Annotated in this window: 21 protein-coding genes, 1 pseudogene and 1 riboswitch; of the genes and pseudogenes, 14 read left to right on the top strand and 8 right to left on the bottom strand. The window is 72.2% G+C overall.

Annotated features, from left to right (window positions below):
* Positions 1 to 225 precede the first annotated feature (225 nt).
* Both P3T41_RS13740 and P3T41_RS13735 read left to right on the top strand, forming a co-directional pair.
* Entirely contained in the window at positions 226 to 543 is a 318-nt protein-coding gene (locus P3T41_RS13740) for a hypothetical protein (protein WP_280690081.1), read from the top strand.
* 27 nt (positions 544 to 570) lie between these two features.
* The gene (locus P3T41_RS13735) at positions 571 to 972 is read left to right on the top strand and encodes an SAV_915 family protein (protein WP_280690080.1); all 402 of its coding nucleotides are present in this window, start codon (positions 571 to 573) and stop codon (positions 970 to 972) included.
* Positions 973 to 979: 7 nt separating this feature from the next.
* On the opposite strand, the pseudogene P3T41_RS13730 reads toward P3T41_RS13735, so the two are convergent.
* Positions 980 to 1195 (bottom strand): annotated as a pseudogene (locus tag P3T41_RS13730) (TIGR02452 family protein); the annotation flags it as partial.
* A 156-nt stretch (positions 1196 to 1351) separates the two neighbouring features.
* On the opposite strand from P3T41_RS13730, the gene P3T41_RS13725 reads away from it, so the two are divergent.
* Entirely contained in the window at positions 1352 to 1966 is a 615-nt protein-coding gene (locus tag P3T41_RS13725; RefSeq protein WP_280690079.1) for a helix-turn-helix domain-containing protein, read from the top strand.
* The gene (locus P3T41_RS13720; RefSeq protein ID WP_280690078.1) at positions 1959 to 2960 is read left to right on the top strand and encodes an MBL fold metallo-hydrolase; all 1002 of its coding nucleotides are present in this window, start codon (positions 1959 to 1961) and stop codon (positions 2958 to 2960) included. Before P3T41_RS13725 ends, P3T41_RS13720 begins: the two co-directional genes overlap by 8 nt.
* A gap of 20 nt (positions 2961 to 2980) precedes the next feature.
* On the opposite strand, the gene P3T41_RS13715 is transcribed toward P3T41_RS13720, so the two are convergent.
* The gene (locus tag P3T41_RS13715; RefSeq protein ID WP_348533652.1) at positions 2981 to 3391 is read right to left on the bottom strand and encodes a metalloregulator ArsR/SmtB family transcription factor; all 411 of its coding nucleotides are present in this window, start codon (positions 3389 to 3391) and stop codon (positions 2981 to 2983) included.
* Positions 3392 to 3474: 83 nt separating this feature from the next.
* A riboswitch (cobalamin riboswitch) is annotated at positions 3475 to 3715 on the top strand.
* Positions 3716 to 3748: 33 nt separating this feature from the next.
* On the opposite strand from P3T41_RS13715, the gene P3T41_RS13710 reads away from it, so the two are divergent.
* The gene (locus P3T41_RS13710) at positions 3749 to 4873 is read left to right on the top strand and encodes a HoxN/HupN/NixA family nickel/cobalt transporter (RefSeq protein WP_280690077.1); all 1125 of its coding nucleotides are present in this window, start codon (positions 3749 to 3751) and stop codon (positions 4871 to 4873) included.
* A gap of 69 nt (positions 4874 to 4942) precedes the next feature.
* Here P3T41_RS13710 and P3T41_RS13705 read toward each other — a convergent pair whose 3' ends face one another.
* Complete coding sequence (locus P3T41_RS13705) at positions 4943 to 6730, bottom strand: APC family permease (protein ID WP_280690076.1); 1788 nt, start codon at positions 6728 to 6730, stop codon at positions 4943 to 4945.
* Between the two features lie 252 nt (positions 6731 to 6982).
* Here P3T41_RS13705 and P3T41_RS13700 point away from each other — a divergent pair, with 252 nt between their 5' ends.
* From P3T41_RS13700 to P3T41_RS13670, 7 genes are all read left to right on the top strand, one after another.
* The gene (locus tag P3T41_RS13700) at positions 6983 to 7519 is read left to right on the top strand and encodes a hypothetical protein (RefSeq protein WP_280690075.1); all 537 of its coding nucleotides are present in this window, start codon (positions 6983 to 6985) and stop codon (positions 7517 to 7519) included.
* Positions 7520 to 7637: 118 nt separating this feature from the next.
* Positions 7638 to 8027, top strand: a complete 390-nt coding sequence (locus tag P3T41_RS13695) for a RidA family protein (RefSeq protein ID WP_280690074.1) — start codon at positions 7638 to 7640, stop codon at positions 8025 to 8027.
* A gap of 169 nt (positions 8028 to 8196) precedes the next feature.
* Positions 8197 to 10266, top strand: a complete 2070-nt coding sequence (locus tag P3T41_RS13690) for a glycosyl hydrolase family 8 (RefSeq protein WP_280690073.1) — start codon at positions 8197 to 8199, stop codon at positions 10264 to 10266.
* Positions 10267 to 10505: 239 nt separating this feature from the next.
* Positions 10506 to 14090: a putative Ig domain-containing protein gene (locus P3T41_RS13685; RefSeq protein ID WP_280690072.1), complete on the top strand. Its 3585-nt coding sequence runs from the start codon at positions 10506 to 10508 to the stop codon at positions 14088 to 14090.
* Between the two features lie 182 nt (positions 14091 to 14272).
* Positions 14273 to 16492 (top strand): NADP-dependent isocitrate dehydrogenase, encoded by a 2220-nt coding sequence (locus P3T41_RS13680; protein ID WP_280690071.1) that lies wholly within the window; start codon positions 14273 to 14275, stop codon positions 16490 to 16492.
* 450 nt (positions 16493 to 16942) lie between these two features.
* A complete protein-coding gene (locus tag P3T41_RS13675; RefSeq protein WP_280690070.1) occupies positions 16943 to 17362 on the top strand; it encodes a TOBE domain-containing protein in 420 nt (139 codons plus the stop codon).
* 151 nt (positions 17363 to 17513) lie between these two features.
* Positions 17514 to 18221: an RraA family protein gene (locus P3T41_RS13670; RefSeq protein ID WP_280690069.1), complete on the top strand. Its 708-nt coding sequence runs from the start codon at positions 17514 to 17516 to the stop codon at positions 18219 to 18221.
* Between the two features lie 26 nt (positions 18222 to 18247).
* Here P3T41_RS13670 and P3T41_RS13665 read toward each other — a convergent pair whose 3' ends face one another.
* The 3 genes from P3T41_RS13665 to P3T41_RS13655 form a co-directional block, all read right to left on the bottom strand.
* Positions 18248 to 19426: an alpha-hydroxy-acid oxidizing protein gene (locus P3T41_RS13665; protein ID WP_280690068.1), complete on the bottom strand. Its 1179-nt coding sequence runs from the start codon at positions 19424 to 19426 to the stop codon at positions 18248 to 18250.
* Positions 19427 to 19513: 87 nt separating this feature from the next.
* Positions 19514 to 20395 (bottom strand): diacylglycerol kinase family lipid kinase, encoded by an 882-nt coding sequence (locus P3T41_RS13660; protein ID WP_280690067.1) that lies wholly within the window; start codon positions 20393 to 20395, stop codon positions 19514 to 19516.
* A gap of 1 nt (position 20396) precedes the next feature.
* The gene (locus tag P3T41_RS13655; RefSeq protein WP_280690066.1) at positions 20397 to 22049 is read right to left on the bottom strand and encodes an FAD-binding oxidoreductase; all 1653 of its coding nucleotides are present in this window, start codon (positions 22047 to 22049) and stop codon (positions 20397 to 20399) included.
* Between the two features lie 48 nt (positions 22050 to 22097).
* Here P3T41_RS13655 and P3T41_RS13650 point away from each other — a divergent pair, with 48 nt between their 5' ends.
* Both P3T41_RS13650 and P3T41_RS13645 read left to right on the top strand, forming a co-directional pair.
* Positions 22098 to 22838 (top strand): TetR/AcrR family transcriptional regulator, encoded by a 741-nt coding sequence (locus tag P3T41_RS13650; RefSeq protein ID WP_280690065.1) that lies wholly within the window; start codon positions 22098 to 22100, stop codon positions 22836 to 22838.
* On the top strand, positions 22835 to 24397 hold the full coding sequence (locus P3T41_RS13645) for a glycerol-3-phosphate dehydrogenase/oxidase (protein ID WP_280690064.1): 1563 nt from the start codon (positions 22835 to 22837) through the stop codon (positions 24395 to 24397). The genes P3T41_RS13650 and P3T41_RS13645 overlap by 4 nt, the downstream gene beginning before the upstream one ends.
* Before the next feature lie 282 nt (positions 24398 to 24679).
* Here the strand turns inward: P3T41_RS13645 and P3T41_RS13640 are convergent, their stop codons facing one another.
* Positions 24680 to 25063, bottom strand: coding sequence for an RNA-binding S4 domain-containing protein (locus P3T41_RS13640; RefSeq protein ID WP_280690063.1), 384 nt, complete (start codon positions 25061 to 25063; stop codon positions 24680 to 24682).
* Between the two features lie 165 nt (positions 25064 to 25228).
* Positions 25229 to 26665, bottom strand: a complete 1437-nt coding sequence (locus P3T41_RS13635) for a helix-turn-helix transcriptional regulator (protein ID WP_280690062.1) — start codon at positions 26663 to 26665, stop codon at positions 25229 to 25231.
* Positions 26666 to 26785 lie beyond the last annotated feature (120 nt).

Raw genomic sequence — 26785 nt, 5'->3', positions numbered from 1 at the left:
TGGCCGCCCTCCGTCGCTGTCTGCGGCAGGTGTCCTGCGGCCCGGCGCGGCGGGCCACCGCGTCCGATCGGGGGACGAAGTGTCAAGGTGACGTCAAGGACGGGGCCGCGCGCGTAATCCGCGCGTCAAGGCCGGGTGCGATGCGGAGGTGACGGGGCTCCACTGGAGCTGCGCCCGGGATCACCCAGGATCCCGGCGCGAACGGCCCCGGAAGGAAGCGAACCCATGACTGCAACGCAGGCCCCCAGCTCCGTCCCGCTACCGGTCGAGCCCTCCGAGCTGCCGCTGCCCCGCTCGATGGCGGACGCGGTGCTGCGCGGGCTGCTGTCGGGGACGGCCTTCGCCGTGGACCGGACGTCGGCGGCGAGCGCGACGGGCGAGCCGAGCCGGCCGAGCGGACGGTACGGGCTGAGCGGGTCGAGCGGGTCGACCGAGCCGAGCGAGTCGGGTGAGCCGGCTGAGGCCGAGCCGCTCGCCCGGGTGGCGGACCGGGAGCGCACGGCCCCCGCGCACTGCCGCTTCGGGATGCAGTACCTCGACTGAGCAGTGCATCACCTTCGGAGGAACGCCGTGACCACCGCACACCGCCTGCCCGCGTCGCCTGCGCTGCCCGTACCGTCCACGCCGCTCGTGTCGCCCGGTCGGCCTGAGCCGTCCGGTGCTCCCGAGGACCTCGCCGTCCGCCACGTCCCGGTCCGTATCGTCGGTGGCACCCAGCTGCTGCGGCTCTTCCGGCAGCGCGACGGCAGCCGGTGCGCCGTCGCCTTCAGCTCCCTCGCGGCCCTGCGCGCCCTGCTGGGCCCCGAGCAGGCGTCGGCCGAGCTGACCGAGCCGGCGCTGCGCGAGCTGACCGAGCCGCTGGGCGTGTACGACCTCGTCCTGGACCCCAGGCTGGTCGCCCCGCCCGCCCCGCCCGCCCCGCCGGCGCCGTCCGTCCCGTTCGTCCGGCCGAGCGGTCATCGAGCGGCCTGAGGTCGGATCAGCCCTCGCCCGCACCGAAGCGCGCCCGGAAGGCCGCCCGGTTCACCGACTCCGGCGAGCGGTCCCAGATCGCGAACACCACCTTGCCGAACGCCGCGCCGTGGCAGGAAAGCGCTTGCTCGAAGGCCTCGGCCACCACGTCCGGGTCGTTGCGGAACACCCCGCAACCCCACGCCCCGAGCACCAACTCCCGGACGCCGTACAGCGCGGCGACCGCACCGCAGTGCTGTCCTCGTCCTCCCGGCCGGCCCGGACGGCGGCGTCGGCGGGGGCGAGGATCGCGGCGAACTCTGCGGGTATGCGGGAGCCGGTCCACCCAGAAGTCAAAGAGACCCTTGACATCTCCATATCCCAAAGTAGTCTTTGGGATATGCGAATCAGCGACCCCACGGCGATCCGGGCCTTGGCCCACCCGCTCCGCCTCGACCTGATGGAGCTGCTGGCCGCGACCGGGCCGGCGACGGCGGCGCAGTGCGGACGTGTCCTCGGTGTGCCGCAGGCGAACTGCTCGTTCCATCTCCGTCAGCTCGCCAAGTACGGCTACGTGGAGGACGCCGGTCCGGGACGCGACCGTCGCGAGCGGCAGTGGCGGGTGGCCGAGTCGCAGCCGACCGTGCGGATCGCCTCAGGCGGTGACGCGGTCGTCACGCGGCAGCTCGAACGTCTGGTGGTGGAACGGGAGATGCAGGCGATCCTCGACCACCTGGCTCACAAGGACCGCCCCGCACAAGGCGATCAGCCCCCACAGGGCGATGAGCACGGCACCCCGAAGGCAGCCATCACCGCCGCGATCGCCGTGCTGTCCGCCGACGAGGCCGCAGAGCTCCAAGAGCAGTGGCTGGCGCTGCTCCAGCCCTACCTCGCCAGGAGCGCGGCGGACGGTCGGCAGCTGCGACCCGGACGGCAGCGCGTCCGGTACTTCATGGCGGCGACGCCGCTACCAGACTTCGAAGCGGGGGAGAACGAGAATGACTCCGATGACTGACAGCCTGATCGACTTCGTGAGCGCGGCGCCCACCGCCGGCTCGCTGGAGGTCAGTTGGATCCACGGTGTGCCCGGCAAGCGCTCGGACGGCGAGCCGAAGATCCAGGTGCACCACTACGACGAGCACACCGTCATCCTGCGCCAGAGCAAGTCGGTCAACTACGAGGCGCCGTTCATCTTCCTGCTCTTCGGCAACGACCGGGCCCTGCTGCTGGACACCGGCGCGACGGCCGACCCCGACCACTTCCCCTTGCGCACGACGGTCGACCGGCTGATCGGCGAGTGGCTCGACCAGCACCCTGGCGAGCAGGGCGAACGCCGCGCGCGGTACGAGCTGGTGATCGCGCACACGCACGGGCACGGCGACCACGTGGCCGCGGACGCCCAGTTCGCCGACCGTCCCGCGACCACTGTGGTCGCCCGGGAGGCCGACGCCGTCCGTTCCTTCTTCGGGTTGGGCGCTGGATTCGGGTCCGGCTCGGTCTCCGGCTCGAGCGACTCCCAGCCGCTCGAAAACGTCACCTTCGACCTCGGCGGCCGAGTCCTGGAGGTCCTCGCCTCTCCGGGGCACCACCAAGCGGCGATCACCATCTACGACCCGTGGACCGCGGTCCTGCTCACCGGTGACACCGTGCTGCCGGGCCGCCTCTACGTGGCCGACTCCGCCGCGTTCCTGGCGACCATGGAGCGGCTGGTCGACTTCGCGGGCACCCGACCGATCACCCATGTGTTGGGCTGCCACGTCGAGATGACCACCCGTCCGGGCGTCGACTACCCGATCGGCGCCGCGTACCAGCCCGATGAGCGGGCACTCCAGATGAGCGTGGCGCAGCTGGTGGCGATCCGCGACGCGGCCGTCGCCGTCGCCGGTCGGCGGGGTGTGCACCGCTTCGACGACTTCCTGATCTACAACGAGCCGCGCAAGGTCGACATGGTCAAGCTGATCGCCCGTGGCCTGACGCACAAGCTGGTGACCCGACTCAAGAAGGCGTAGCGAGAAGTGCGGCCCCGCCGTCAGTCCTGGTGCGGCACCTGCGGCACCCGCCGGACGTGCGGGATGTGTGGCAGCTGCGGCATCGGGTCCAGCAGGGCGGCCACGTCGGGGTCGAGCAGCTGGTAGCGGACCACCCGGCCGTCCTTCGCCGCCGTCACGGTGCCCGAGGCGCGCAGCAGGCGCAGCGTCTGGGAGACGGCGGTCTCGCTGATGCCGGTGGCGAGGGCGAGGTCGGTGACGGCGATCGGGCCGGCGCGGTGGATGGCCAGCAGCAGGGCCAGGCGGCTCGGTTCGGCGAGCAGCGAGAAGCGGGCGGCCCAGGCGCGGACGCTCTCCGGCGCGCCGATGCCGGCGATGGCGTCGCAGACGGTGTGCTCGTCGATCGCGCGCCGGTGTGCGCGGTCCTCCGGTACCAGGTGCATGGGAGTCATCTTCGCCACCGTGCGCCGGTGATGTCCACCACAGCTGAACACCTGCGGAAGTATGCAGGCTTGTGGCCGAGCGGGCCGGGCCCTAGGTTGTTCACCGCCGTGGTGTTCGGGAAGACCGGTGCACTGTGCCTTGTCACAGGAGTCCGGAGCGGCCCTCGCCACTGTTATCGGGAAGTTCTCGCACCACTCTCGCCCGCGACGGCGGGAGGTCACTGGATGCCTTGGCGTCTGGGAAGGCCGGGTGCGGGGACGTTCGACTCTCCGCGCCCTTCGGGAGGTCGGTACCCCAAAGCCAGGAGACCGGCCACGGCACCGCACGACGAACTGTCCACGAGGTGCTGGAGAGGCTGCCCTGAGATGACCATGCCCGAAACCGCTTCCGCGAGCGCGTCCGCCCTGTCCGCGGGCGCCGCAACCCCCTCCCTCAGCTGGGAGAGACGGGACTGGATCCGTACCGGCGGCCTGCTGGCGGTGATCCTGGCCATGCACGTGGTCGCCTTCTTCGTCCTGATCACGATGGTCGCCCCGCACCGCTACACCGTCGGCAACCAGGTCTTCGGTCTGGGCCTGGGCGTCACGGCCTACACCTTGGGCATGCGCCACGCCTTCGACGCCGACCACATAGCGGCGATCGACAACACCACGCGCAAGTTGATGGCCGACGGCAAGCGGCCGATCTCGGTCGGCTTCTGGTTCGCGCTCGGCCACTCCACCATCGTGGTGGTGCTGGCGGGCCTGGTCGCGGCCGGTGCCCAGGTGGTCGGCACCCTGACCGACGACAACTCGGGTGCCCACAAGATGCTCGGCCTGGTCTCCACCAGCGTCTCGGGCGGGTTCCTCTACCTGATCGCGGCGCTCAACCTGGTCTCGCTGGCCGGGATCCACCGGGTGTTCAAGGCGATGCGGGCGGGCCAGTTCGACGAGCACGAGCTGGAGAAGCACCTGGACAACCGCGGCTTCATGAACCGCATCCTGGGCCGGCTGACCAAGTCGATCACCCGCCCCGGCCAGATGTACCCGATCGGGCTGCTGTTCGGCATCGGGTTCGACACCGCGACCGAGGTCACGCTGATGGTGATGGCCGGCTCCGGCGCGGCCGCCGGCCTGCCCTGGTACGCGATCCTCTGCCTGCCGTTGCTCTTCGCCTCCGGCATGAGCCTGTTCGACACCCTCGACGGCACCTTCATGAACTTCGCCTACCACTGGGCGTTCTCCAACCCGACCCGCAAGGTCTACTACAACCTCACCATCACGGGGCTGTCGATCGCCGTCGCCTTCCTGATCGGCACCATCGAGCTGGTCGGCGTGCTGCACGACCAACTCGGCCTGACCGACCCGGTCACCGGCTGGGTCTCCGGCGTCGACCTGAACAACGTCGGCTTCGTCATCGTCGGACTCTTCGTGGTGGTCTGGGCCGGCGCGCTGACGTACTGGCGGCTGGCGAAGGTCGAGCAGCGCTGGCCGGGTGCCGAACGGAGCTGAACCGGCAGTAGCTGGACCGACTCTGACGATCCGTCAGGTCCGAGGGTGGCACGGCGCGCGGCGGGTCTGTCAGTCCGGGATCGGGAGCCGCAGGCGCAGGCGGCAGATGACCGCGTCGGTGTGCTGGCGGATCGCGCGGTCGAGGAGGACGCCGCGCTGGTTCTGCAGCAGCCGCTGCCAGGGGTGCGGCAGGTGCAGCTCGGGGATCAGCACCACCAGCCGGTCGTGCTCGTCGGCCGCCGCCAGCTCGCGCAGGTGGTCCACGATCGGCCGGGCCAACGAGCGCGAGCGGCTGGCCAGCACGGTCAGTGGCACCCGCGGGTGCCACTGGTTCCAGGCCTCCAGGAGCTGCTCCGCGCTCGGCCCGTCCTCGTCCTCGGGGTGCACCACGGTCACCGCGCGCACCTCGTCGCCCAGCGACAGCGCGATGCCGAGCGCCTCCTGGGTCAGCCGGTTGACCGCGCCGACCGGCACGATCACCAGCGAGCGCAGCTGCTGCGGCGGTTCGGGCACCTCACCGACGTGCAGGGCCAGGCCGATCCGCGCGTAGCTGCGGTGGATCGACTCGAAGAGCGTGACCAGCACGGCCACCGCCAGGAAGACCAGCCAGCCGCCCTTGTCGAACTTGGCGATCAGCTCGATCACGGTCGCCGCCGCCGTGAGCACCGCGCCGATCCCGTTGAGCAGTGCCCGGCCGTGCCAGCCGGGACCGCGCTCCAGGCGCCAGTGCCGCACCATGCCGATCTGGGAGATGGTGAAGCCGATGAAGACGCCGATCGCGAAGACCGGGACCAGCGCCTGGGTGTTGCCCTGTGCGCCGATCAGCAGCACCAGCGCCGCGCCCGCCAGCACCAGCACCCCGTGCCGGTAGACCTGCCGGTCGGCGCGCAGTGCGAAGACGTGCGGCACGTGGTGGTCGCGGGCCAGCAGCGAGGTGAGCACCGGCATCCCGCCGAACGAGGTGTTCGCCGCCAGGGCCAGCAGGGCGGTGGTGCTGAACTGGACGACGTAGAAAGCCACGTTGTGGCCGAGCGCGGCTTCGGTGAGCTGGGCGAGCAAGGTCTTGGTCGGGTTCGGCGCGACCTGGAAGTGACGGATCAGCAGCGAGAGGCCGATCAGCATGCTGCCGAGCAGCCCGCCGAGTGCGATCTCGGTGCGCTGCGCGCGCTGCACCCGGGGCTTGCGGAAGGTCGGCACGGCGTTGGCGATCGCCTCCACCCCGGTCAGCGCCGCGCAGCCGGAGGCGAAGGCCTTGAGCAGCAGCAGGACGCCGACGCTCTCGGTGGCCGCCGCCGCGTGGGTGGGCTCGGTCACCGGGTTGGTACGCAGCAGGCCGACCAGGATCACCGTGAAGATCGCCACCACGAAGACCACCGTCGGCAGGATCAGGATCTTGGCCGACTCGGCGACGCCGTACAGGTTGACCGCGGTGATCACGGCCAGCACCACCACGCAGAGCACCACCCGGTCGGCGTAGAGGGAGGGGAACGCGGACGTCAGCGCGGCCACGCCGGCCGAGACCGAGACCGCGACGTTCAGTACGTAGTCGATGATCAGCGAGGCGGCGGCGACCAGGCTGACCCGCCGGCCCAAGTGTGCCTTGGCCACCGCGTAGGCGCCGCCGCCGTTCGGGAAGGCGGCGATCACCTGGCGGTAGGAGAAGGTCAGCGCGGCCAGCAGCACGACAATCGCCAGGGTCACCGGCAGGGTGTAGTTCAGCCCCTGGCTGCCGGCCACGGCCAGCACGAGCACGATCGCCTCGGGCCCGTACGCGACGGAGGCCAGCGCGTCGAGGGAGAGCGCGGCCAGGCCCTGCGGAACCGTCAGCCGATCGCGTTCGCTGCTCGCCTCGGGCATCTCCACCACCTCGTGTCGTCACTGCGTCCAGGGTGACGCTAGTGGCGGGGTGCTGAGCGAGGCCGATCTGACGCGCGGTCAGTGGGCCGGTCGGGGGCTCGCGTGACGGTGCGCCCGCCGATCGGCACCCACGGCCGTGCTCAGTACCACTGCGCTCGGCGCCTCGGCTCGCAGCACGCCGGCGATCAGCACCCCTGGATCTGCCTCGCGGAGACCCTGGCACTGAGCCGTCCGCCACCCGATGATGGGGGAATGACCACTCATCAGGTTCCCTCGGCGGCCTCGACGCTGCCGTCAGCGGTGGACGAGCGGGCCCTGCTCGCGCTCGCCGCCGGCCACCACACCCGCACCATCCGGCCGTTCGCCACTCGGGAGGCCGGCGGCCACCTGCTGAAGGTGTACGCGATCGAGGCACCGGGGCGCGCCCTGACCGAGCTCGACCTGGCGCCGTTGGTGGACCTCGCCGCCGGGCACCTGGCGGGCGGCGCGGCCCGGGGCTCGCTGGGGCTCGCCGTGCTGATCGCGCACGCGGGCGCGGACGGCGACTACATCCTGGTGCACAGCTGGATCGAGGGGCACATGTCCGACCTGGCGATCTTCATCGGTCCGGCCGGGAAGCCCGAGCAACTCCGGCCCGGGCGAGCTGGGTTGGCGCCGTGCGTCTGGGAGGCCGCAGTACTGGCGCACGAGCGGGAGGCGTTCGTCCGGCAGGTGCTGGACGGCACCGGGACAGCGGCGGAGCGGCTGACGGTGTGGGGTGCGGACCTGCTGGCGGGGGAGTCGCGCTGACTTCCGCTCGCCGGCGCTGACTTGCGGCCCCGTGGCGCCGACAGCACGCCCGCGATGCCGACTTGCGACCGCGCGGCGGCGGTGGACGGGTGCCGCGTCGGTCGCCTAGCGTTCGATCATGACAGAGCGACGTGCGATCCTCAGCGGTTCCACCTTCGAGGAGCAGATCGGCTATGCCCGGGCCGTGGTCGACGGCGACTGGGTGCATGTGTCGGGTACCACCGGCTTCGACTACACGACGATGACCATCTCGGACGACGTGGTGGAGCAGGCCGAGCAGTGCCTGCGCAACATCGGGGCCGCACTGGAGGAGGCCGGATGCGGCTTCGCCGATGTGGTGCGGGTGCGCTACCTGCTGCCTGAGCGCGCGGACTTCGAGCCGTGCTGGCCGGTGCTGCGGCGCTGCTTCGGCGAGGTCAGGCCGGCCGCGACGATGCTGGTGTGCGGCCTCGCGGATGTCCGGATGAAGATCGAGATCGAGGTCTACGCCCGCCGGGCGACGGCGTAGCCGCCCGGCCGGCCGCAGCCCCACCCCCGGCGGACTGTGGCCATCCCTCCGGGGGGCAGCACCTTGGACGAGGTCAGCGCACCCAGTTCTGGCGGTGCCCCTTGACAGCATCTCGTAAGGAAGCTTTCCTAACTATCGCCCAACTCCGCCCCCCACGAAGGAGTTCCGCGTGCGAACCCACTGGAAGACCCCGCTCGCCTCCGTGCTGACGGGATGCCTGATCGGGCTCTCGCTCACCGCGCTGGCCGCGGCGCCCGCCCAGGCCGCCGCCACCCCCACCCACCCGTTCCCGACTCACGTGACCTACCAGGTCGGCGTCCTGCCCTCGGCTTCCCAGGCCACCCGCGACGCCGCCGTGGAGAAGCAGTACAGCGCGTGGAAGTCCAGCTACCTGGTGCACGGTTGCGCGAGCAACGAGTACTACGTGTCCACCAAGGGCGACGGCGACGCGACCAACAACGGCCCGGTCTCCGAGGGCCAGGGCTACGGCATGAACATCGTGCCGCTGATGGCCGGCTACGACGCCGGCGCGCAGGCCGAGTTCAACGGCCTGTGGCAGCTGGTCAAGGACCACGAGGACCAGTACGGCCTGATGCAGTGGCAGTTGGACGGCAAGACCTGCAAGTACTACAGCAGTGGTACCCCGGACGCGGCCACCGACGGCGACCTGGACATCGGCTACGGCCTGATCCTGGCCGATCAGCAGTGGGGCGGCTACACCGCTGACGCCAAGGCCTGGCTGGCCTCCTTCTACGCCCATGACGTGGCGCCCGACGGGCACTTGAAGTGCGAGGACGACGGTCCGAACACCGACACCCGCCCCTCCGACCAGATGCTCGACCACCTGCGGGCGTTCGCGGCCTACGACACCTCGCACGACTGGAACAAGGTGATCCAGCGCACCGAGGCGCTGGACCGCGCTTTCACCGCCGCCTACTCCTCCAACGCGGGCCTGCTGTCCGACTTCGTGGTCAACGCCGACACCAGCAGCCCGAAGCCGGCGCCGGCCAACTACCAGGAGAACCAGCCGGACAACATCGTCGGCTACAACTCGATCCGGGTGCCCTGGCACATGGGCACCGACGCGCTGCTCAACGGGAGCTCGACGGCCGCGACGGAGTACGCGCTCGCCACCAAGGAGAGCGCTTGCCTGAAGGGCGAGTCGGGTGGCAACCCGCAGAACGTCTACCCGCACACGAACCTGAACTGCACCCCGTACAGCACCTCCGACCAGGCGGAGGAGGCGGGGGACGCGGTCGGTCCGGCGGCGATGGCCTCGGGTGACCAGGCGTGGACCGACACGATCTGGAACTACCTGTCGACCAACCCGTTCGGCGACGGCTACTACGGCGAGACGATCAAGACGCTGGTGGACATCGTGATGGCGGGCGACTACTGGAGCCCGGCGAGCGGCGGCACCTCGGCCAACGACTTCTCGCTCTCGGCCTCCCCGGCCGCCGGCTCGGTGGCGGCGGGCTCGGGCGCGAGCGTGACCGTCGGCACGGCGGTCACCTCCGGCAGCGCGCAGTCGGTGGCGCTGACCGCCTCGGGCCTGCCGGCCGGCGCGAGCGCCTCGTTCAGCCCGGCCTCGGTGACCACGGGCTCGTCCGCCACCCTGAGCCTCGCCACCAGCACCACGACTCCATCCGGTAGTTACCCCATCACCATCACCGGAACGGCCGCCTCCGGAACCCACACCGCGACCTACACCCTCACCGTGACCGGGTCGAGCGGTGGCGGCTGCACCGCGGCGCAGCTGCTGGGCAACCCGGGCTTCGAGAACGGCACCAACGGCGCACCCTGGAGCCAGAGTTCCACGCTCGGCTCGGCGCCGATCAACAACGACACCGCCGACGAGCCCACCCACTCGGGCAGTTGGGACGCCTGGCTGAACGGTGACGGCAAGGCCGACACCGACACCGTCGCGCAGACCGTCACCATCCCGGCCGGCTGCACCGCGACCCTCTCCTACTGGCTGCACATCGACACCACCGAGAGCACCAGCAGCGCCAAGCCTGACACCCTCAACGTCCAACTGCTGAACAGTGGCGGCACGGTGCTCAGCACGGTGGCGAGCTACTCCAACCTGAACAAGAACAGCGGCTACAGCCAGCACACCGCGGACGTGTCCGCCTACGCAGGCCAGAGCGTCACGCTCAAGTTCACCGGCACCGAGACCGACGCCAATGGCGGCACCACCGGCTTCGTCATCGACGACACCGCCCTCAACGTCGGCTGAGTCGCCGGACCTGGCTGCTGGACCAGCCCGCCTGGTCAAGCTACCGGTGCAGCCTGGAAGTTCGCTGAACCCTGCTGGCCGCCAGATGAATATCTGCCCCCGAATCCGCCATATTCCACCCCACTACCCCCTCACTCACTCCATGCTGTGCTGGCTGGCCGTCAGGTCGGCGCAAACCCGTACCGACATGGGGTGGGAAGACCGTGTTCAAACGAGGGGCTAAGTGGTTCGCCGCGGGGGTGGCAGCGGTAACGCTGCTGGCGACCGCACAGGCGGGGGTGTCGGCCGCAGCGGCGACACCCCCGCAACTGGATCTGAAGGTCCTGCTGATCGGCGGTGGGGCGGGCGACCCCACCACCGTCGCCTGGCAGAACGCGCTGAGCACCGAGGGCGTCCCGTACACCGTGGTGACCGCCACCGGCTCGATCGGCAGCGAGACGGTGTCGCTGCCCGCGCTCTCCAGCGGAACGCACGCCTACTACAACGGCGTTGTGGTGGCGGACTCGCCGACCTTCTTCGCCGCCGGCCAGCTCAGCGGCCTGGACAGCTACGAGTCGAGCTTCGGCGTGCGCCAGCTCGACGGCTACATGTACCCGTCGCCCTCGCTGGGCCTGACCGCCGCGAGCTCCGGCGCGGTGACCGGGACCGCGCAGCTGACCACCGCCGCGCTGGCCCAACTGCCCGAGCTGAAGGGCCCGGTGCCGTTCGAGAGCGGCTCCTACGGCTACCCGGCCACGCCCGTCGTCGGCGCCCCGGTCACCCCGTGGCTGCAGAACTCCGCGGGCCAGACGCTGGCCGCCGTCTACCAGCACCCGAGCACCGACCCGCAGGCCGGCGTCTCGGAGCTGTCGCTCACCTTCGACTACAACTCGACCATGCTGCCCTGGCTGCTGCTGTCGCCCGGGCTGATCAACTGGGTCACCCAGAACACCCATCTCGGCCTGTACCGGAACTACTTCGGCCAGGACGTCGACGACCTCTTCATCGCGGACAACGAGTGGAGCCGGCAGTACCAGTGCACGCCGGGCGCCACCAACCCGAACGACGTGCTCTGCCCGGCCGGCATCGGCGGCAACGCGGCCGCCGGCCCGCCGGACGAGCAGATGAGCGCCGCCGACGTGGACTACGTCGCCAACTGGGAGAAGCAGACCGGCATCAAGCTGGAGCTGGCCTTCAACGCGATCGGCGCCTGCACCGCGCCGAGCACCACCACCACGTCCAGCGCCAACTGCTCCGGCAGCACCACGGTGAACGGCCAGACCTTCACCGACCCGGGCCAGACGGTGGACAGCGGCTACCCGAACGACTCCGGCTTCGTCAACGAACTGCTCAAGCAGCAGGCCTCGTTCGACTGGATCACGCACACCTGGTCGCACATGTACCTGGGGTGCACGGTCGCCGCCCCGCTGCCGACCAACGCGCCTACCGCGGGCGCCGGCGGCTCGCTGGCCGCCGGCGGCTACAGCTACGAGGTCACCGCCGCCACCGCCTACGGCGAGTCGGAGCCCTCGACCCCGGCGCAGGTCACCGTGGCCGCGAACGGTTCGGTCTCGCTGAGCTGGCCGGACGCCGCCAACGGTGACGGTCCCTCGCTCGCCAAGTTGGAGTCGGAGTACTCCGGCGGCACCGGCTTCTGGGGCTACGACGTCTACCGCGCCCCGGCCGGCTCCACCAGCTTCGGCCTGGTCGGCCAGGTGAAGGAGGACCCGACCGGCGCGACCACCGGGTACTCCTTCACCGACACCGGCGCCACCTCCTCGGGCGGCGGCCCGGGCAGCACTGCCAGCTACCCGACCGCGACCGACCCCGGCATCGGCTGCGCCTCGCGCGCGGGCTGGCTGCCGGCCACCAGCGCCAACCCGGACTCCAGCATCGAGCAGGAGATCGGTCTGGACGACGCGTTCGCCGTCAACAACGGCCTGACCAACTACACCACCAGCAGCCTGGTCACCGGTGAGCACTCCGGCCTGGAGAACCCCAACATGCCGCAGGCGATGGCGGACCTGGGGATCAAGGTCTTCGGCACCGACGCCTCGCGCCAGCCGCAGAGCTACACCATCGCGGGCAACTCGGCCGGCGGCGTGAGCAACACCGCCGTCTCCGCGCCGCGTTACCCGAGCAACATCTACTACAACACGGGCAACTGGCCCGACGAGCTGAGCGAGTACAACACCTTCTACGTGGGCAGCAACTCCTCGATGGGTGACCCGCTGTACCCGAACGAGACCGGCAAGTGCGTCGACACCCCGTCGACCACCTGCACCAGCACCCCGGCCACCGAGGCCACCGTGCTCGCCAACGAGTCGCGGATCATGCTCGGCCACGTGCTGGCCGACGACCCGCGGATGAACTACGCGCACCAGACCAACCTGATCGGTCCGGCCACCCAGACGGTCAACGGCGTGACCTCCGACTACGGTTACACGTTGCTCACCCTGATCAACAACATGCTGTCGCAGTACAACAGTTGGTACACCGCGCCGCTGACCCAGACGAACGACGCGCAGACCGCGCAGACCCTCGGCCAGTCGGCGGCCTGGGCCTCGGCCGAGCAGGCCGGCACGGTCACCGCCTCGGTGCAGAACGGCGCCGTGGTGATCACCAACTCCGGTGGCGGCTCGGTCGACGTGCCGGTCACCGTCCCGGCCGGCACCACGGTCAACGGCGCGGCCTTCGGCGCGTCCTACGGCGGCACGCTCTCCGCGTGGACCCCGGTCGGCGCGGGCTCGTCCAGCACCCTGATCATCAACGTCGCGCCGCTGATCACCAGTTCGGCCACCGCCGCGGCCGGCGTCGGCACCGCCTTCAGCGTCACCGTGACCAGCACCGGCTCCCCGCTGCCCGCGCTCAAGGAGAGCGGCAACCTGCCCGGCGGTGTGACCTTCACTGACAACGGCGACGGCACCGCCACCCTGGCGGGCACCCCGGCAGCCGGTAGCGGCGGCAGCTACCCGCTCACCATCACCGCGAGCAACGCCGCCGGCTCGGTCGTCCAGAACCTGACCCTGGGCGTCGCCCAGGCGCCCGCCGTGACCAGCGCCACCACGGCGGCCTTCACCACCGGCACCGCGGGCACCTTCGCGGTGACCACCAGCGGCTACCCGGCCCCCGCGCTCTCCGAGAGCGGGACCCTGCCGAGCGGCCTGACCTTCAAGGACAACGGCGACGGCACCGGCAGCCTGGCCGGCACCGCCGCTTCGGGCACCGGCGGCGGCTACCCGGTGACCATCACGGCGACCAGCAGCGCGGGCACCGCCACCGCCCAGGTGACCGTCACGGTCACCCAGTCCACCGGCCCGGCGGTGACCAGCGCGAGCACGGCCACGCTGACCACGGGCAGCGCGGGCAGCTTCGCGGTGACCGCCACCGGAGTCCCGGCCCCGAAGCTGACCGCGACCGGCACGCTGCCCGCGGGCGTGACCTTCAAGGACAGCGGCAACGGCTCGGCGACGCTGGCGGGCACCCCGGCCGCCGGCAGCGGCGGGGTCTACCCGCTGACGGTCACGGCCGCCAACGCGGCCGGCACGGCCACCCAGGCGCTCGCCGTCACGGTGAACCAGCCGCCGGCGATCACCAGCAAGCCCTCGGCAACCGCTTTCCTGCTGATCCCGTTCAACTACACGATCACCACCACCGGCTTCCCGGCCGCGGTGCTGAGCTTGAGCGGCACGCTGCCGGGCGGGATCACCTTCACCCCGGGCAGTAACGGCACCGCCACCCTCTCCGGCACCGAGCTGGCGCTGGGCAGCTTCCACCTGACCATCACGGCCAGGAGCGCGGCGGGCACGGTGACCCAGCCGTTCACCCTCAATGCCACCCTCTGACGCGCCGACCTTCTGATCTGCTGACCCGCTGATGGCCGCTCCGGACCCACCGGTCCGGGGCGGCCGTCATGGTCAAGTGCGACCGGTTCTCCTCCGGCGGTTCGCCCCGGGGTTGGTATCGGCTAGGGTCGGTCACGGGATATCTTGATATCAAGACGTTGTAGCCGTGAAGCGGAGCACCGATGACTGACTCGACCATCATCTATACGCACACTGACGAGGCCCCGGCCCTGGCGACGTATTCGTTCCTGCCGGTGGTCCAGGCGTACGCCTCGACGGCGGGCGTCAAGGTGGAGACTCGCGACATCTCTCTGGCCGGGCGCATCATCGCCAGCTTCCCGGAGCGTCTCCAGGAGGGCCAGCGGATCCACGACGCCCTCCACGAGCTCGGTGAGCTGGCCAAGACGCCCGAGGCCAACATCATCAAGCTGCCGAACATCTCGGCCTCGATCCCGCAGCTCAAGGCCGCGATCGCCGAGCTGCAGGCCCAGGGCTACGCGCTGCCGGACTACCCGGACGACCCGAAGACGGACGAGGACCGCGAGGTCCGCGTCCGCTACGACAAGGTCAAGGGCAGCGCCGTCAACCCGGTCCTGCGCGAGGGCAACTCCGACCGCCGGGCGCCCGCCTCGGTCAAGAAGTACGCCAAGAAGCACCCGCACCGGATGGGCGCCTGGAGCTCGGACTCCAAGACCAACGTCGCCACCATGGGCGTCAGCGACTTCCGCCACTCCGAGAAGTCCGCGGTGATCGGCGAGGCCGGCTCGCTGCGGATCGAGCTGCTGGCCGCCGACGGCAGCACCGCCGTGCTGCGCGAGTCGGTGCCGGTGCTCGCGGGCGAGGTCGTCGACGCCTCGGTGATGCACGTCGCCGCGCTGCGCACCTTCCTCACCGCCCAGATCGCCCGGGCCAAGGCCGAGGGCGTGCTCTTCTCGGTGCACCTGAAGGCCACCATGATGAAGGTCTCCGACCCGATCATCTTCGGCCACGTGGTGCGCGCCTTCTTCCCGAAGACCTTCGAGCAGTTCGGCGCCGACCTCGCCGCCGCCGGCCTGACCCCGAACGACGGCCTGGGCGCGATCCTGGCGGGCCTGTCCGCGCTGCCGAACGGCGAGCAGATCAAGGCCTCCTTCGACGCCGAGCTGGCCGAGGGCCCGGCGCTGGCGATGGTCGACTCCGACCGCGGCATCACCAACCTGCACGTGCCCAGCGACGTCATCGTCGACGCCTCGATGCCGGCCATGATCCGCACCTCCGGCCACATGTGGGGCCCGGACGGCAAGGAGGCCGACACCCTGGCCGTGCTGCCGGACAGCAGCTACGCGGGCGTCTACCAGGTCGTCATCGACAACTGCCGCGAGCACGGCGCCTTCGACCCGGCCACTATGGGCTCGGTGCCGAACGTCGGCCTGATGGCGCAGGCGGCCGAGGAGTACGGCAGCCACGACAAGACCTTCGAGATCCCGGCCGACGGCACCGTCCGCCTGGTCGACGCGGCCGGCAACGTGGTCATCGAGCAGCCGGTCGGCGCCGGCGACGTGTTCCGCGCCTGCCAGACCAAGGACGTGCCGATCCGCGACTGGGTCAAGCTGGCCGTCAACCGCGCCCGCGCCACCGGCAGCCCGGCCGTCTTCTGGCTGGACGAGGACCGCGCGCACGACGCCAACCTGATCGCCAAGGTCAAGGAGTACCTGCCCGAGCACGACACCGAGGGTCTGCAGATCGAGATCCTCTCGCCGGAGCAGGCGACCGCCTTCTCGCTGGAGCGCATCCGCCGTGGCGAGGACACCATCTCGGTCACCGGCAACGTGCTGCGCGACTACCTGACCGACCTGTTCCCGATCCTGGAGCTGGGCACCAGCGCCAAGATGCTCTCGGTCGTCCCGCTGATCAACGGCGGTGGCCTCTTCGAGACGGGCGCCGGCGGCTCCGCCCCCAAGCACGTCCAGCAGCTGCTCAAGGAGAACTACCTGCGCTGGGACAGCCTGGGCGAGTTCTTCGCGCTGGCGGCCAGCTTCGAGCACCTGGCGCAGACCACCGGCAACGCCCGCGCCCAGGTGCTGGCCGACACCCTGGACCGCGCCACCGGCACCTTCCTGGAGGAGGACAAGTCGCCGAGCCGCCGCCTGGGCGGTATCGACAACCGCGGCAGCCACTTCTACCTGGCCACGTACTGGGCCCAGGAGCTGGCCAAGCAGACCGCGGACGCCGAACTGGCCGAGGCCTTCGGCCCGCTGGCCAAGACGCTGACCGAGCAGGAGCAGGCGATCGTCGCCGAGCTGATCGCCGTCCAGGGTCAGCCGGTCGAGATCGGCGGCTACTACCAGCCGGACGCCGCCAAGGCCGAGGCCGTGATGCGTCCGTCGGCGATCCTCAACGAGGCGCTGGCCACGCTGGGCTGACGTAGCGTCAACTGTCATCTGACGAAGGTCCCCCCGGATGCCGCACCGGCATCCGGGGGGACCTTTCGCGTCACGGGGCGGCTCCAGTCGGGCGCGAGGACGGTGCGGCAGGATCGGCACCGAGCTCGCCGGGGTACCCCCGTCCCGCAGCGAGCAGCCTCGCCGCCGGCTCCGCAAGGCCCGGCGCGAGGCCGGAGAGCCGCCGGCCTGCCGGCTTCCGGTCGGCGGCTCTCCGGCTGCCCGTCTGCGTGCGCGGGCCGGCTTCTGACGGGCGCCCGTTGCGCCCACCGGGTGAGATCCGCCGCCGAGTGGGCGGAATTTGCGAGGCCCGGCCCGCCATACCGCTGGCTGATGCGAGTGACTGGCGACGGGGTCGTGACGGGCGTGGCAGGCTGGGCGGCAGCGGCAGTCCGATCTGCCCGAAATGCGCCTTCGATCGAGGAGCCCGTCATGACGCTGAGCATTCGCAACCAGTTCCCCGGCACCGTCACCGCGATCACCAACGGCGCGGTCATGGCCACGGTACGAGCACGCCTGACGGGTGGCCAGGAGATCACCGCCGCGATCACCCTCGACGCGGTCAAGGAACTCGGCCTCGCCGAGGGCTCGTCGGTCAACGCGCTCGCCAAGTCCACCGAGATCGCGATCGCCACCGCCCCGGTCACCGGTGTGAGCATCCGCAACCAACTCCCGGGCACCGTCGTGGAGGTGGCCACCGGTGGGGCGATGGCCACCGTCAAGGTCGCCATCGAAGGCGGCGAGCTGACCGCCGCCATCACCAAGGACGCCGTGGAGGACCTCGGCCTGGCGGCCGGCACCCGTGTGGTCGCCCTGATCAAGTCCACCGAGATCGCGCTCTCCGCCGCCTGAGCCAGCGCTGCCCAACACGCCCGTGGGGTTAGGGCCTCTCTTGCGGATCTTGCCGGGCGCCCCAGGAGTCATTGCGCGCACCGTGCCCGCTCCCTGATCATTGGTCAGCAGGAATCCCAACCCCACGGCGCAGTGTGAGAGGGCAGACCGGATGGACCACCACGAGCTTCAGAAGCGGTTCGAGACGCTGACCACCGCCCACCTGGCCGACGCCTGCGTCCGCGCCCAGGTCCCGGTGCGCTGCGCACCCGCGCCGCTGCAGGCCGTGCTGCCCGGTGTCCGGGTGGCCGGGCGGGTGCGTCCGGCCCGGCATGTCGGCAGCGTCGACATCTTCCTGGAGGCCTTCGAGACCGCCGAGCCCGGCGACGTCCTGGTGGTGGACAACGGCGGGCGGACGGACGAGGCCTGCGCCGGCGACCTGGTGGTGCTCGAGGCGAGCACCGCCGGGCTCGCGGGCGTGGTGATCTGGGGGCTGCACCGCGACACCGCCGACGTCCGCGCCATCGGGCTGCCGGTCTTCAGCCAGGGCTCGCTCCCCACCGGGCCGCAGCGGCTGGACGCCCGGCCCGCCGACGCGCTGGCGGCCGCCACGGTGGGGGAGTGGACGGTGACCAGCGCGGACCTGGTCTTCGGCGACGACGACGGCGTGCTCTTCGCGCCCGCCGCCCGCGCCGAGGAACTCCTCACCCTCGCCGAGCAGATCCGCGACACCGAGCGGGGTCAGGCGGAGCGGATCCGCTCGGGTGACACGCTGCGGGCCCAGGTCCGCTTCGACGCCTACCTCGCCGCGCGCCGGACCAACCCCGAGCTGACCTTCCGCGAGCACCTGCGCGCGGTTCGTGGGGCGATCGAGGAGTAAGGCGGGGAGTGAGCGAGGAGTGAGCGTCAGCCGACCTCGCCCGGGAGCCGCACCAGCGCGTCCCGGGTGAGGTCGGCCGGCGTCGGGTAGCCGTCCACCGCCATGATCAGGTCGGCCTCGGCGAGCAGCGAGCGCAGCACGTGCTCGACCCCGGCCGCGCCGCCGAGCGCCAGCCCGTAGGTGTAGGGGCGCCCGACCCCGACCGCCGTGGCGCCCAGGGCCAGCGCCTTGACCAGGTCCGCGCCGCTGCGCACGCCCGAGTCGAAGAGCACCGGCAGCCCGTCGGCCGCCGCCACCACGCCGGGCAGCGCGGCCAGCGCCGGCAGCCCGCCGTTGGCCTGGCGGCCGCCGTGGTTGGAGCAGTAGATCCCGTCCACCCCCGCGTCCCTGGCCCGTCGCACGTCCTCGGGGTGGCAGATTCCCTTGAGGATCAGCGGCAGCGTGGTGAGCGAGCGCAGCCAGGGCAGGTCGGCCCAGGTCAGCGGGGCGGCGAAGACGCTCACCCACTCCAGCACGGCGGCCTGCATGTCCTCCTGCGGCGGCTTGGCCAGTCGGGCCCGGAAGACCGGGTCCGAGGTGTAGTTGGCCAGGCAGTTGCCGCGCAGCTGCGGGAAGTTGCCGGTGGCCAGGTCGCCGGGGCGCCAGCCGAGCACCCAGGTGTCCAGGGTGACCACGATGCCCTTGAACCCGGCCGCCTCCGCCCGGGCCACCAGACTCGCCGCCAGCTCACGGTCCTTGGGCGGATAGAGCTGGAAGAAGCCCGGTGTGTCGCCGAGTTCACCCGCGACCTGTTCCAGCGGATCGACGGTCAACGTGGAGGCCACCATGGGCACCCCGGTACGGGCGGCGGCCCGTGCGGTGGCGAGGTCGCCGTGCCCGTCCTGGGCGCAGAGGCCGAGTACGCCGACCGGGGCGAGGAAGAGCGGCGAGGGCAGGGTGAGCCCGAACAGCTCCACCGACAGGTCGCGTTCGGCGGCCCCGACCAGCATCCGGGGGATCAGCCCCCACTGCTCGAAGGCGCGGACGTTGGCCCGCTGGGTGAACTCGTCGCCCGCGCCGCCCGCGACGTACGACCAGAGCGAGGGCGACAGGGTGGCCTTCGCCCTCCGCTCCAACTCGGCGAAGGCCATCGGCAGTTCGGGGAGCACGCCGGACAGTGCGTTGAACTGGATCTCGTACTGGTAGTCACCGAACTGCGCAGCCATCGGATCGCCTCTCCTCTGCACTCTGGACCTACCGCCCGCTGGTCCGCACCTGGACGGTGTCGCCTCAACGCACCGCTACGAGGCACCCTACGGCGCGAGCACCGCCAGCGCACCGGGCAGCACCCGGATCCGGGCGGGCAGTTGCGCGATCTCGTCGCCGTCCGCGCAGACCGGGATCGGCCGGTCGGCGTCCACCGTGACCTCCTGCGCGGTCTGCACGCTGACCTCGGGTCGGCGTAGGTGAGTGCCGCGCTTGGCCTCGCGCATGAAGGCGATCACCTTCGAGCGCGGCCCGTCGCCGACCACCATCACGTCGAGCAGCCCGTCGTCCAGCACGGCCGTCGGCACGATCCGCAGACCATGCCCGTACGCACCGGAGTTGGCCACCACCACGGTGTGCCCGCGCACCTCGCGCCGCGCACCGTCGACGGTCAGCGTGTAGCCGGCCGCCCGCCAGCTGAGGATCGCCCGCAGCGGGGCCAGCCGGTAGAGCAGCAGGGCGGGCAGGCCGCGTCCGGCGTTGATGATCCGGGTGGCGAGCGCGTCGATCCCGATGTACACGTTGCCCGGTGCGATCACCCCGTTGACCTCCAGCACGTCGATCGTGCGGCGCTGTCCGGCCAGCAACAGCCGGGCCACCGCCGCCGGTTCGCCGGCCCCGGGCAGCTTGAGGGTACGGGCCAGGTCGTTGCCGCGCCCGGCCGGCACGATGGCCATCGTGCCGCCGCCGCGCACGGTGCCGTCGGCCACGTCGCGCACCATGCCGTCGCCGCCGACCGCGACCACCACCTCGCCGCGTTCGGCGGCCGCTCGGGCGGCGGCGATGGCGTGTTCGCGGTCCCGGCTCGGCTCCGTGCGCACGATGGCGCCGGCCGCGCGCAGCAGCGCGGCGATCGGCTCCCAGCGGGCGAGGGCGTGGCCGCCGCCCGAGATCGGGTTGACGATCGCGGTGAACGTGTCACCGGCCATCTCAGTGCTCGCTCTCGGTACCCGGGACGCCCGCTGCCGCCGCATCCGGAGTCGGGATCAGCACACCCGGGTTGAGGATCCCGGCCGGGTCCAGCACCCGCTTGACCGCCTGCAGTGAGGCCACCGCCAGCGGGCCCACCTCGCGGGCGTAGACGTCCCGGTGGTCGGTGCCCACGCCGTGGTGGTGGGTGATCGCCGCACCGGCCGCCCGGATCGCCTCGTTGGCAGCCGACTTGGCGGCGTGCCACTGGTCGATCGGGTCCTCGGTCTGGGCACAGGCGACGGTGAAGTAGAGCGAGGCGCCGGTCTCGTAGACGTGCGAGATGTGGCAGAGCACCAGTGGCGTGCCGCCCTGCGCGGTCAGCGCGCTGGTCAGCGCCTCGGTGACGGCCGCGCGCAGCGGGTGCAGGTTCGACCAGAAGGTCACCGTCTCCAGGGTCTCGATCAGCACCCCGGCGTCCAGCAGCGGATCGCGCAAGTACGGTGCGCGGTAGCGGCCGTGGCGCCAGGACTCGCCCGGCTCGGTGCCCAGCGGCTGCCCGCCGGCCGCGATCAGCAGCTCGCTCGCGCCGGCCCGGCGGGCGGCCACCTCGGCCGCGCTGCCCTCGTAGCCGGTGACGGCCAGGCAACCGCCCGGGCCGCCGCCGAACATCGCGGCCGGGTCGGCCAGGTTGATCGAGGTCTCCATCTCGTCGGAGAGCCGCAGCACGGTGGGCAGCGGGCCGTCCTGGACCAGCCGGCGCAGCGCGTCCGCGCCCGCCTCGAAGGAGTCGAACTTCCAGGCCTCGTAGACCCGTTCGGCCGGCAGCGGGCGCACCCGGACGGTCACCGAGGTGATCACGCCCAGGGTGCCCTCCGAGCCGAGCACCAGCTGGCGCAGGTCGGGGCCGGCCGCCGACTTCGGGGCGCTGCCCAGCTCCATCGTGCCGCGCGGGGTGGCCAGCACCAGGCCGACCACCATCTCGTCGAACCGTCCGTAGCCGGCCGAGGACTGGCCGGCCGAGCGCGCCGCGGCGTAGCCGCCGATGCTCGCGCCCTCGTACGACTGCGGGAAGTGACCCAGCGTCAGGCCGTGCTCCCGCAGCTGCCGTTCGGCCTCCGGACCGCGCAGGCCGGCCTGCAGCGTGGCGGTGCGGGAGACCTCGTCGATCGCCAGCACGGCGTTCAGCCGCTTGAGGTCGAGCGCGAGCAGGCCGGCGAACCCGGCCCGCTGCGGCGCCAGTCCGCCGACCACCGAGGTGCCGCCGGAGTAGGGGACGACGGCCAGGCGCAGCCGCTCGCACAGCTCCAGCAGGGCCACCACCTCCTGGTGCGTGCCGGGGAAGGCGACGGCGTCCGGCGCGTCCGTGACATCGCCCGCGCGCAGCCGCAGCAGGTCGGGGGTGGACCAGCCGCGGGTGTGGCCGATCCGGACGGCGGCGGCGGTGCTGAGCTGCTCCGCGCCGACCACGGCGGCCAGCTCGGTAAGCGCCTTCTCGTCCAGCGCGGTGTCGGGCAGCACGAGCGTGTCGAGGTCGACCGGCGGCTGCGCGGGCGTGCGGACCCCGAAGGCGGCCAGCGTCTCGTGCGCGGCGGCCGGGAGTTCGGTGCGGCGGGCGGGGTCGCCCCAGCGGTAGGGGTGGAAGTCCGCGACGGGCAGGTCTGACTCGGTCATCGAGGTCCTCAGGGTGGAGGGGAAGGCGCTGATACACTTGTACATGTGGTGTCGCAGCGAATCAACACGTCGGGATCCGGAACCCCGTCCGAAGCCCCCTCCGGAACTCCGCCCGAAGCCCGGCCCGAGTCTCCCGCCGACTCCCGCCCCGGGCCGAAGGCCGCCAATGCCATCCCCGAGGAGCGGATCCTCGACGCGGCCTACCAGCTGCTGCTCACCATCGGCATGCAGCGGATCACCATGGCCGACATCGCCCGCCAGGCCGGCGTCTCCCGCGCCACCCTCTACCGCCGCTGGGGCGGGGTGCGCGAGGTGCTCGGCGCGTTGACCACCCGGGTCTGGACGGAGCTGGCGGAAAGCGCTTTCGAAAGCGCTTTCCCGCTCGGCGGGGCGACCCACGGCCGGGCCCACGTGGTGGACGGCACGGTGCGCCTGGTCGGCGCCATCCGGGTGCACCCGCTGCTGCGCAAGATCATCGAGCTCGACCCGGACTTCCTCACCCCTTACCTGCTCAAGCGGCGCGGCACCAACACCAACCACCAGCTCGCGATGCTCGAAGCCGGCCTGCGCGCCGGCCTCGCCGACGGCTCGATCCGGACCGGCGACCCCGCGCTGCTGGCCCGCGCGGTGCTGCTCACCGCGTGGTCCTTCACTCTCACCGGGCCCGTCTTCGTGGACGCACCCGACGGGGCGGGGGACGAGGTCGACCGGCTCGACGGCGAGCTGCGCCTGCTGCTCGACCGATACCTCTCGCCAACTCCCGTCACCGAAGGCGGTTCTGACGCATGACCAGGACAATCGGCACCGGCTCCTCGCTGAACGCCGCTCGCCGCACCCGCGACCTGGCCGACCTGGCCTCGCCGCCGGCCGGCGCCCGCGCCATCGACGTCCTGGTGATCGGCGGTGGCGTCACCGGCGCCGGCATCGCGCTCGACGCGGCCGCCCGCGGCCTGTCCGTCGTCCTCGCCGAGAAGCACGACCTCGGCTTCGGCACCAGTCGCTGGAGCTCCAAGCTGGTCCACGGCGGCCTGCGCTACCTCGCCTCCGGCAGCGTCGGCATCGCCCGGGAGAGCGCTGTCGAGCGCGGCATCCTGCTCGACCGCACCGCCCCCCACCTGGTGCACGCGCTGCCGCAGATCGTCCCGCTGCTGCCCGGCACCGGCTTCGCGGACGCCGCGCTGGTCCGGGCCGGCTTCCTGGCCGGGGACCTGCTGCGCCGCACCGCCGGCACCTCCTCGACCACCCTGCCCCGCTCCCGCCGCCTCGCCCCCGCCGAGGTGCTGCGCTACGCCCCCACCGTGCGAACCGCCGGGCTGCGCGGCGGCCTGGTCTTCTGGGACGGCCAACTGGTCGACGACGCACGCCTGGTGGTCGCCCTGGCGCGCACCGCGGCGGCCCACGGCGCACGGATCCTGACCCGCTGCGCGGTCAGCGCGGCGCACGGCACCGGGGCCCGGCTGACCGACGAACTGACCGGCGACTCCTTCGAGTTGACGGCCAGCACGGTGATCAACGCGGCCGGCGTCTGGGCCGGCGAGCTGGCCCCCGGCATCACCCTGCGGCCCAGCCGCGGCACCCACCTGGTGCTGCCGCAGTCCGCCTTCACCGGCCCGACCGGCGCCCTGAACGCCGGGCTCACCGTGCCGGTGCCGGGCGAGACCAACCGCTTCGTCTTCGCGCTGCCCGCCCCCGACGGCCGGGTCTACGTCGGCCTCACCGACGAGGACGCGCCCGGCCCGATCCCCGACGTGCCGCAGCCGGCCGAGTCCGAGATCGATTTCCTGCTGCAGACCATCAGTTCCGCACTGCGCACCCCGCTCACCCGCGCCGATCTGCTCGGCACCTTCGCAGGCCTGCGCCCGCTGCTGGACGACGGCACCGGGCGCACCGCCGACGTCTCCCGCAAGCACGCCGTGCTGACCAGCCCCGAGGGCCTGGTGACCATCGTCGGTGGCAAGCTCACCACCTACCGCCAGATGGCCGAGGACGCCCTGGACGCCGCCCTCGCCCACGCCCGGCTGACCGCCCGCCCCTGCCGAACCCGCGCCCTCCCCCTGGTCGGTGCGGCCCCGCGCCCCCAACTCGACCGCGTCGACGCCCCCCTGCGCCTGGTCCGTCGCTACGGCACCGAAGCCCCCGCCGTCCTCGCCCAGGCCGACGGCGACCCCGCCCTCCTCACCCCGATCGCCCCCGGCACCGACACCACCATGGCCGAACTCCTCTTCGCCACCCGCCACGAGGGCGCCCTGGACACCGCCGACCTGCTCGACCGCCGCACCCGCATCGGCCTCGCCCCGGCCCACCGCACCGCCGCCCGACCGGCCGCGGAACGGGCGCTGGCCGGCTGAACGGCGGCCCGGCGGGTCGCACCCACCGCACCGCCGCTTGACGGGTGATCGTCTACGAGGACGCTGTCCTGGTGATCTGACGCTCCGTCACCAGGTGCTCTTCTACCCGGGCGGCGACGCGCGTACGCAGCGTGCTGGACACCGCCACCCACCGTCATCCACGGACGGCTGTGAGCAGCCGAGCAGGCCGACTGATCGCGCACCGCGAGCACCGCCGAGGCGGACAGCGCCTCGCGGACGGCGACAGCCCGGCAGGGAGCGTCCCGATCGGCCGGGGGATGGTCAGCCGCCAGGGGGGCCGAAGAGCTGCTCCAGGGCGCGCCGGTCGCGCTTGGTGGGGCGGCCGGCGCCGCGCTCACGCAGGGCCACGGGGGCGGGGCCCAGGGAGGTGGGGCGGGGCGGGCTGTTGTCGACGAAACAGTCGACGGCGACCGAGGCGCCGACGCGCTTGCTGATCACGCGGGCGACGACGACCACCCGGGTCCAGTCGTCCTGGCGCACCCGGACCTCGTCGCCGATCTTGACGGGGTGGGCGGGCTTGACGCGTTCGCCGTTCACCCGGACATGTCCGGCGCGGCAGGCGGTGGCGGCGAGGGAGCGGGTCTTGGCCAGTCGCACCGACCAGATCCAGCTGTCCACCCGTGCGGTGGCTTCGTCTACGGCCATACCCCGACTCTAACCCGCCTCGCCGGCCGCACCGGGAGGGGACCTGGTGTCCAGTCGACGCCCCCGAATCCGCGCGGCAGCCTGCGAGGAGGCTGCCGCGCGGCCGCGGTGGCGGCGATCCGACGTGCCGTCAGAGTAATGACGGCACGTCGGATCAGCGGCCGGTCAGCCGTTGGAGGTGTTGGGGTAGCGGCAGGCGGCGCGTTCGGCGATGCCGCGATCGGCGGGGCTCAGCTGGGCGGGAGCGGGCAGCGCGGTGGAGAGGGAGAGCAGTTGGGCGTCGGCCACCGTGGTCGGCCGGCCACCGCCGAGGCAGGCGACGGACACCACGGGAATCGGTGCGGTGGCGGTCTGCAGTGGGCCGAGGCGCCAGACGTAGTCGAACTGGTGCTGCGAATCGGCGGACAGCTGGATCTGGTGCCAGGCGGGGGCGGGCGGGGTGGGGGCGGGCGAGCCCGACCCGGCCGCGGGGGATCCCGGGGTGACGGCCGGCGAGCCGGCGGCGGCGCTCGGTGTGCCCGAGCCCGCCCCGCTCGGCGCCTCGCTGAAGAAGGCGGCGTAGCCGACGATGGCCACCTGGTTCCCGGTCGCCTTCAGCTCGACCGAACCGTCGGGCGCCGATCGAGCCATGGTCAGGGAGACCGAGACGGGACTCGGGGCGTTGTCCGCGCAGGGGGTGGGCTGCAGCGCGCTCGGCGGGTCCCCGTGCATGACCGCCGAGGCCACCAACCCGCCGCCGGCCAGTTCGTACCAGCGTATGTCCGGCTCGCCGCCGGCCACGTCGTAGACCACGTCGCCGAGGCAGAAGCCGGTCAGCTGGAGGGTGCAGTCGGGCGGGACGGTCCACAAGATGGCGGCGTTGAAGCTGGCACCGGGGCGGACGTGGGCGCCGGCGCTCTTCGTCGTCGCGGTGAAGCGCACCGGCGCCGGGGTGGCCGGAGCGACGCCGGCGGCAGCGCCCGCCGGCGGCAGGCAAGCCGAGTCGGCGACGGTCGAACTGGGCGGCTGGGGCTGTGAGTGCGGCTGGTGCTGCCCGGGCAGCCAGAGGGCGAGCAGTGCGCAGACGGCGGCCACGGCCCCCATGGTGAGCAGCGTCCGCCGGGCCGGGCGTTCGCGGTACGCCTGGTACCAGCGCCGGGGGAGCGTGGCGGCTGCGGTCGCAACCGGCTCGGCGGGTTGGGCGGCTTCAGCTTCGGTGGCTTCGGCGAGTGGCGCCGGGGCCGGTTGCTCGGCCGCGTTCGGCGCAGCCTCGCCGACGGCCTCCGGCTCCTCCGCCATCGTCTGTGTCGCGTCGGCCGCCGCAGTGTCCGCGGCCTCGACCCCCGCCGGCCGCACCGCCAGCTCGCGGCTCAGCTCCTCCCAGCGCCGCTCCCACAGCTCGACGTCACCACCGCACGCCCCGACATAGGCGAGCGTCACCTCCAGGCTTGGCTGCCGCACCCCGCCCGCCGCGTCGCTCAGCGTGCTGGCGCTGAACCCGGCCAGCGTGGCGAGGGCCCGGTAGGTGGGGTTGCCGGCCTGCTCGCGCACCGCCCGTAGGTCGTGGGCGAACGCTTGCAGCGGCCCCTCGGTCGGATCGACGGGGCGGGGTTTGCGAGCCAAACGAGTCTCCGGCGTGCGGGTGATGGACGGTCATGGACAGTCACGGGTGATCGGTTCAGTGTGCGCGGTGATCGTACTCGGTCACAGTCGCTGCCCGATTCCGCCCCGGTACGAACTCAT

The organism is Kitasatospora sp. GAS204B, assembly GCF_029892155.1.
Lineage (GTDB): Bacteria > Actinomycetota > Actinomycetes > Streptomycetales > Streptomycetaceae > Kitasatospora.
This window is presented reverse-complemented; position numbering and strand designations above follow the sequence as displayed.

Excerpts from the sequence above, each read along its gene's own strand:
- P3T41_RS13740 (WP_280690081.1), top strand. The coding sequence starts at position 226 with ATGACTGCAACGCAGGCCCCCAGCTCCGTCCCGCTACCGGTCGAGCCC.
- P3T41_RS13725 (WP_280690079.1), top strand. The coding sequence starts at position 1,352 with ATGCGAATCAGCGACCCCACGGCGATCCGGGCCTTGGCCCACCCGCTC.
- P3T41_RS13720 (WP_280690078.1), top strand. The coding sequence starts at position 1,959 with ATGACTGACAGCCTGATCGACTTCGTGAGCGCGGCGCCCACCGCCGGC.
- P3T41_RS13715 (WP_348533652.1), bottom strand. The coding sequence starts at position 3,391 with ATGACTCCCATGCACCTGGTACCGGAGGACCGCGCACACCGGCGCGCG.
- P3T41_RS13710 (WP_280690077.1), top strand. The coding sequence starts at position 3,749 with ATGACCATGCCCGAAACCGCTTCCGCGAGCGCGTCCGCCCTGTCCGCG.
- P3T41_RS13705 (WP_280690076.1), bottom strand. The coding sequence starts at position 6,730 with ATGCCCGAGGCGAGCAGCGAACGCGATCGGCTGACGGTTCCGCAGGGC.
- P3T41_RS13700 (WP_280690075.1), top strand. The coding sequence starts at position 6,983 with ATGACCACTCATCAGGTTCCCTCGGCGGCCTCGACGCTGCCGTCAGCG.
- P3T41_RS13695 (WP_280690074.1), top strand. The coding sequence starts at position 7,638 with ATGACAGAGCGACGTGCGATCCTCAGCGGTTCCACCTTCGAGGAGCAG.
- P3T41_RS13680 (WP_280690071.1), top strand. The coding sequence starts at position 14,273 with ATGACTGACTCGACCATCATCTATACGCACACTGACGAGGCCCCGGCC.
- P3T41_RS13675 (WP_280690070.1), top strand. The coding sequence starts at position 16,943 with ATGACGCTGAGCATTCGCAACCAGTTCCCCGGCACCGTCACCGCGATC.
- P3T41_RS13670 (WP_280690069.1), top strand. The coding sequence starts at position 17,514 with ATGGACCACCACGAGCTTCAGAAGCGGTTCGAGACGCTGACCACCGCC.
- P3T41_RS13665 (WP_280690068.1), bottom strand. The coding sequence starts at position 19,426 with ATGGCTGCGCAGTTCGGTGACTACCAGTACGAGATCCAGTTCAACGCA.
- P3T41_RS13660 (WP_280690067.1), bottom strand. The coding sequence starts at position 20,395 with ATGGCCGGTGACACGTTCACCGCGATCGTCAACCCGATCTCGGGCGGC.
- P3T41_RS13655 (WP_280690066.1), bottom strand. The coding sequence starts at position 22,049 with ATGACCGAGTCAGACCTGCCCGTCGCGGACTTCCACCCCTACCGCTGG.
- P3T41_RS13645 (WP_280690064.1), top strand. The coding sequence starts at position 22,835 with ATGACCAGGACAATCGGCACCGGCTCCTCGCTGAACGCCGCTCGCCGC.
- P3T41_RS13640 (WP_280690063.1), bottom strand. The coding sequence starts at position 25,063 with ATGGCCGTAGACGAAGCCACCGCACGGGTGGACAGCTGGATCTGGTCG.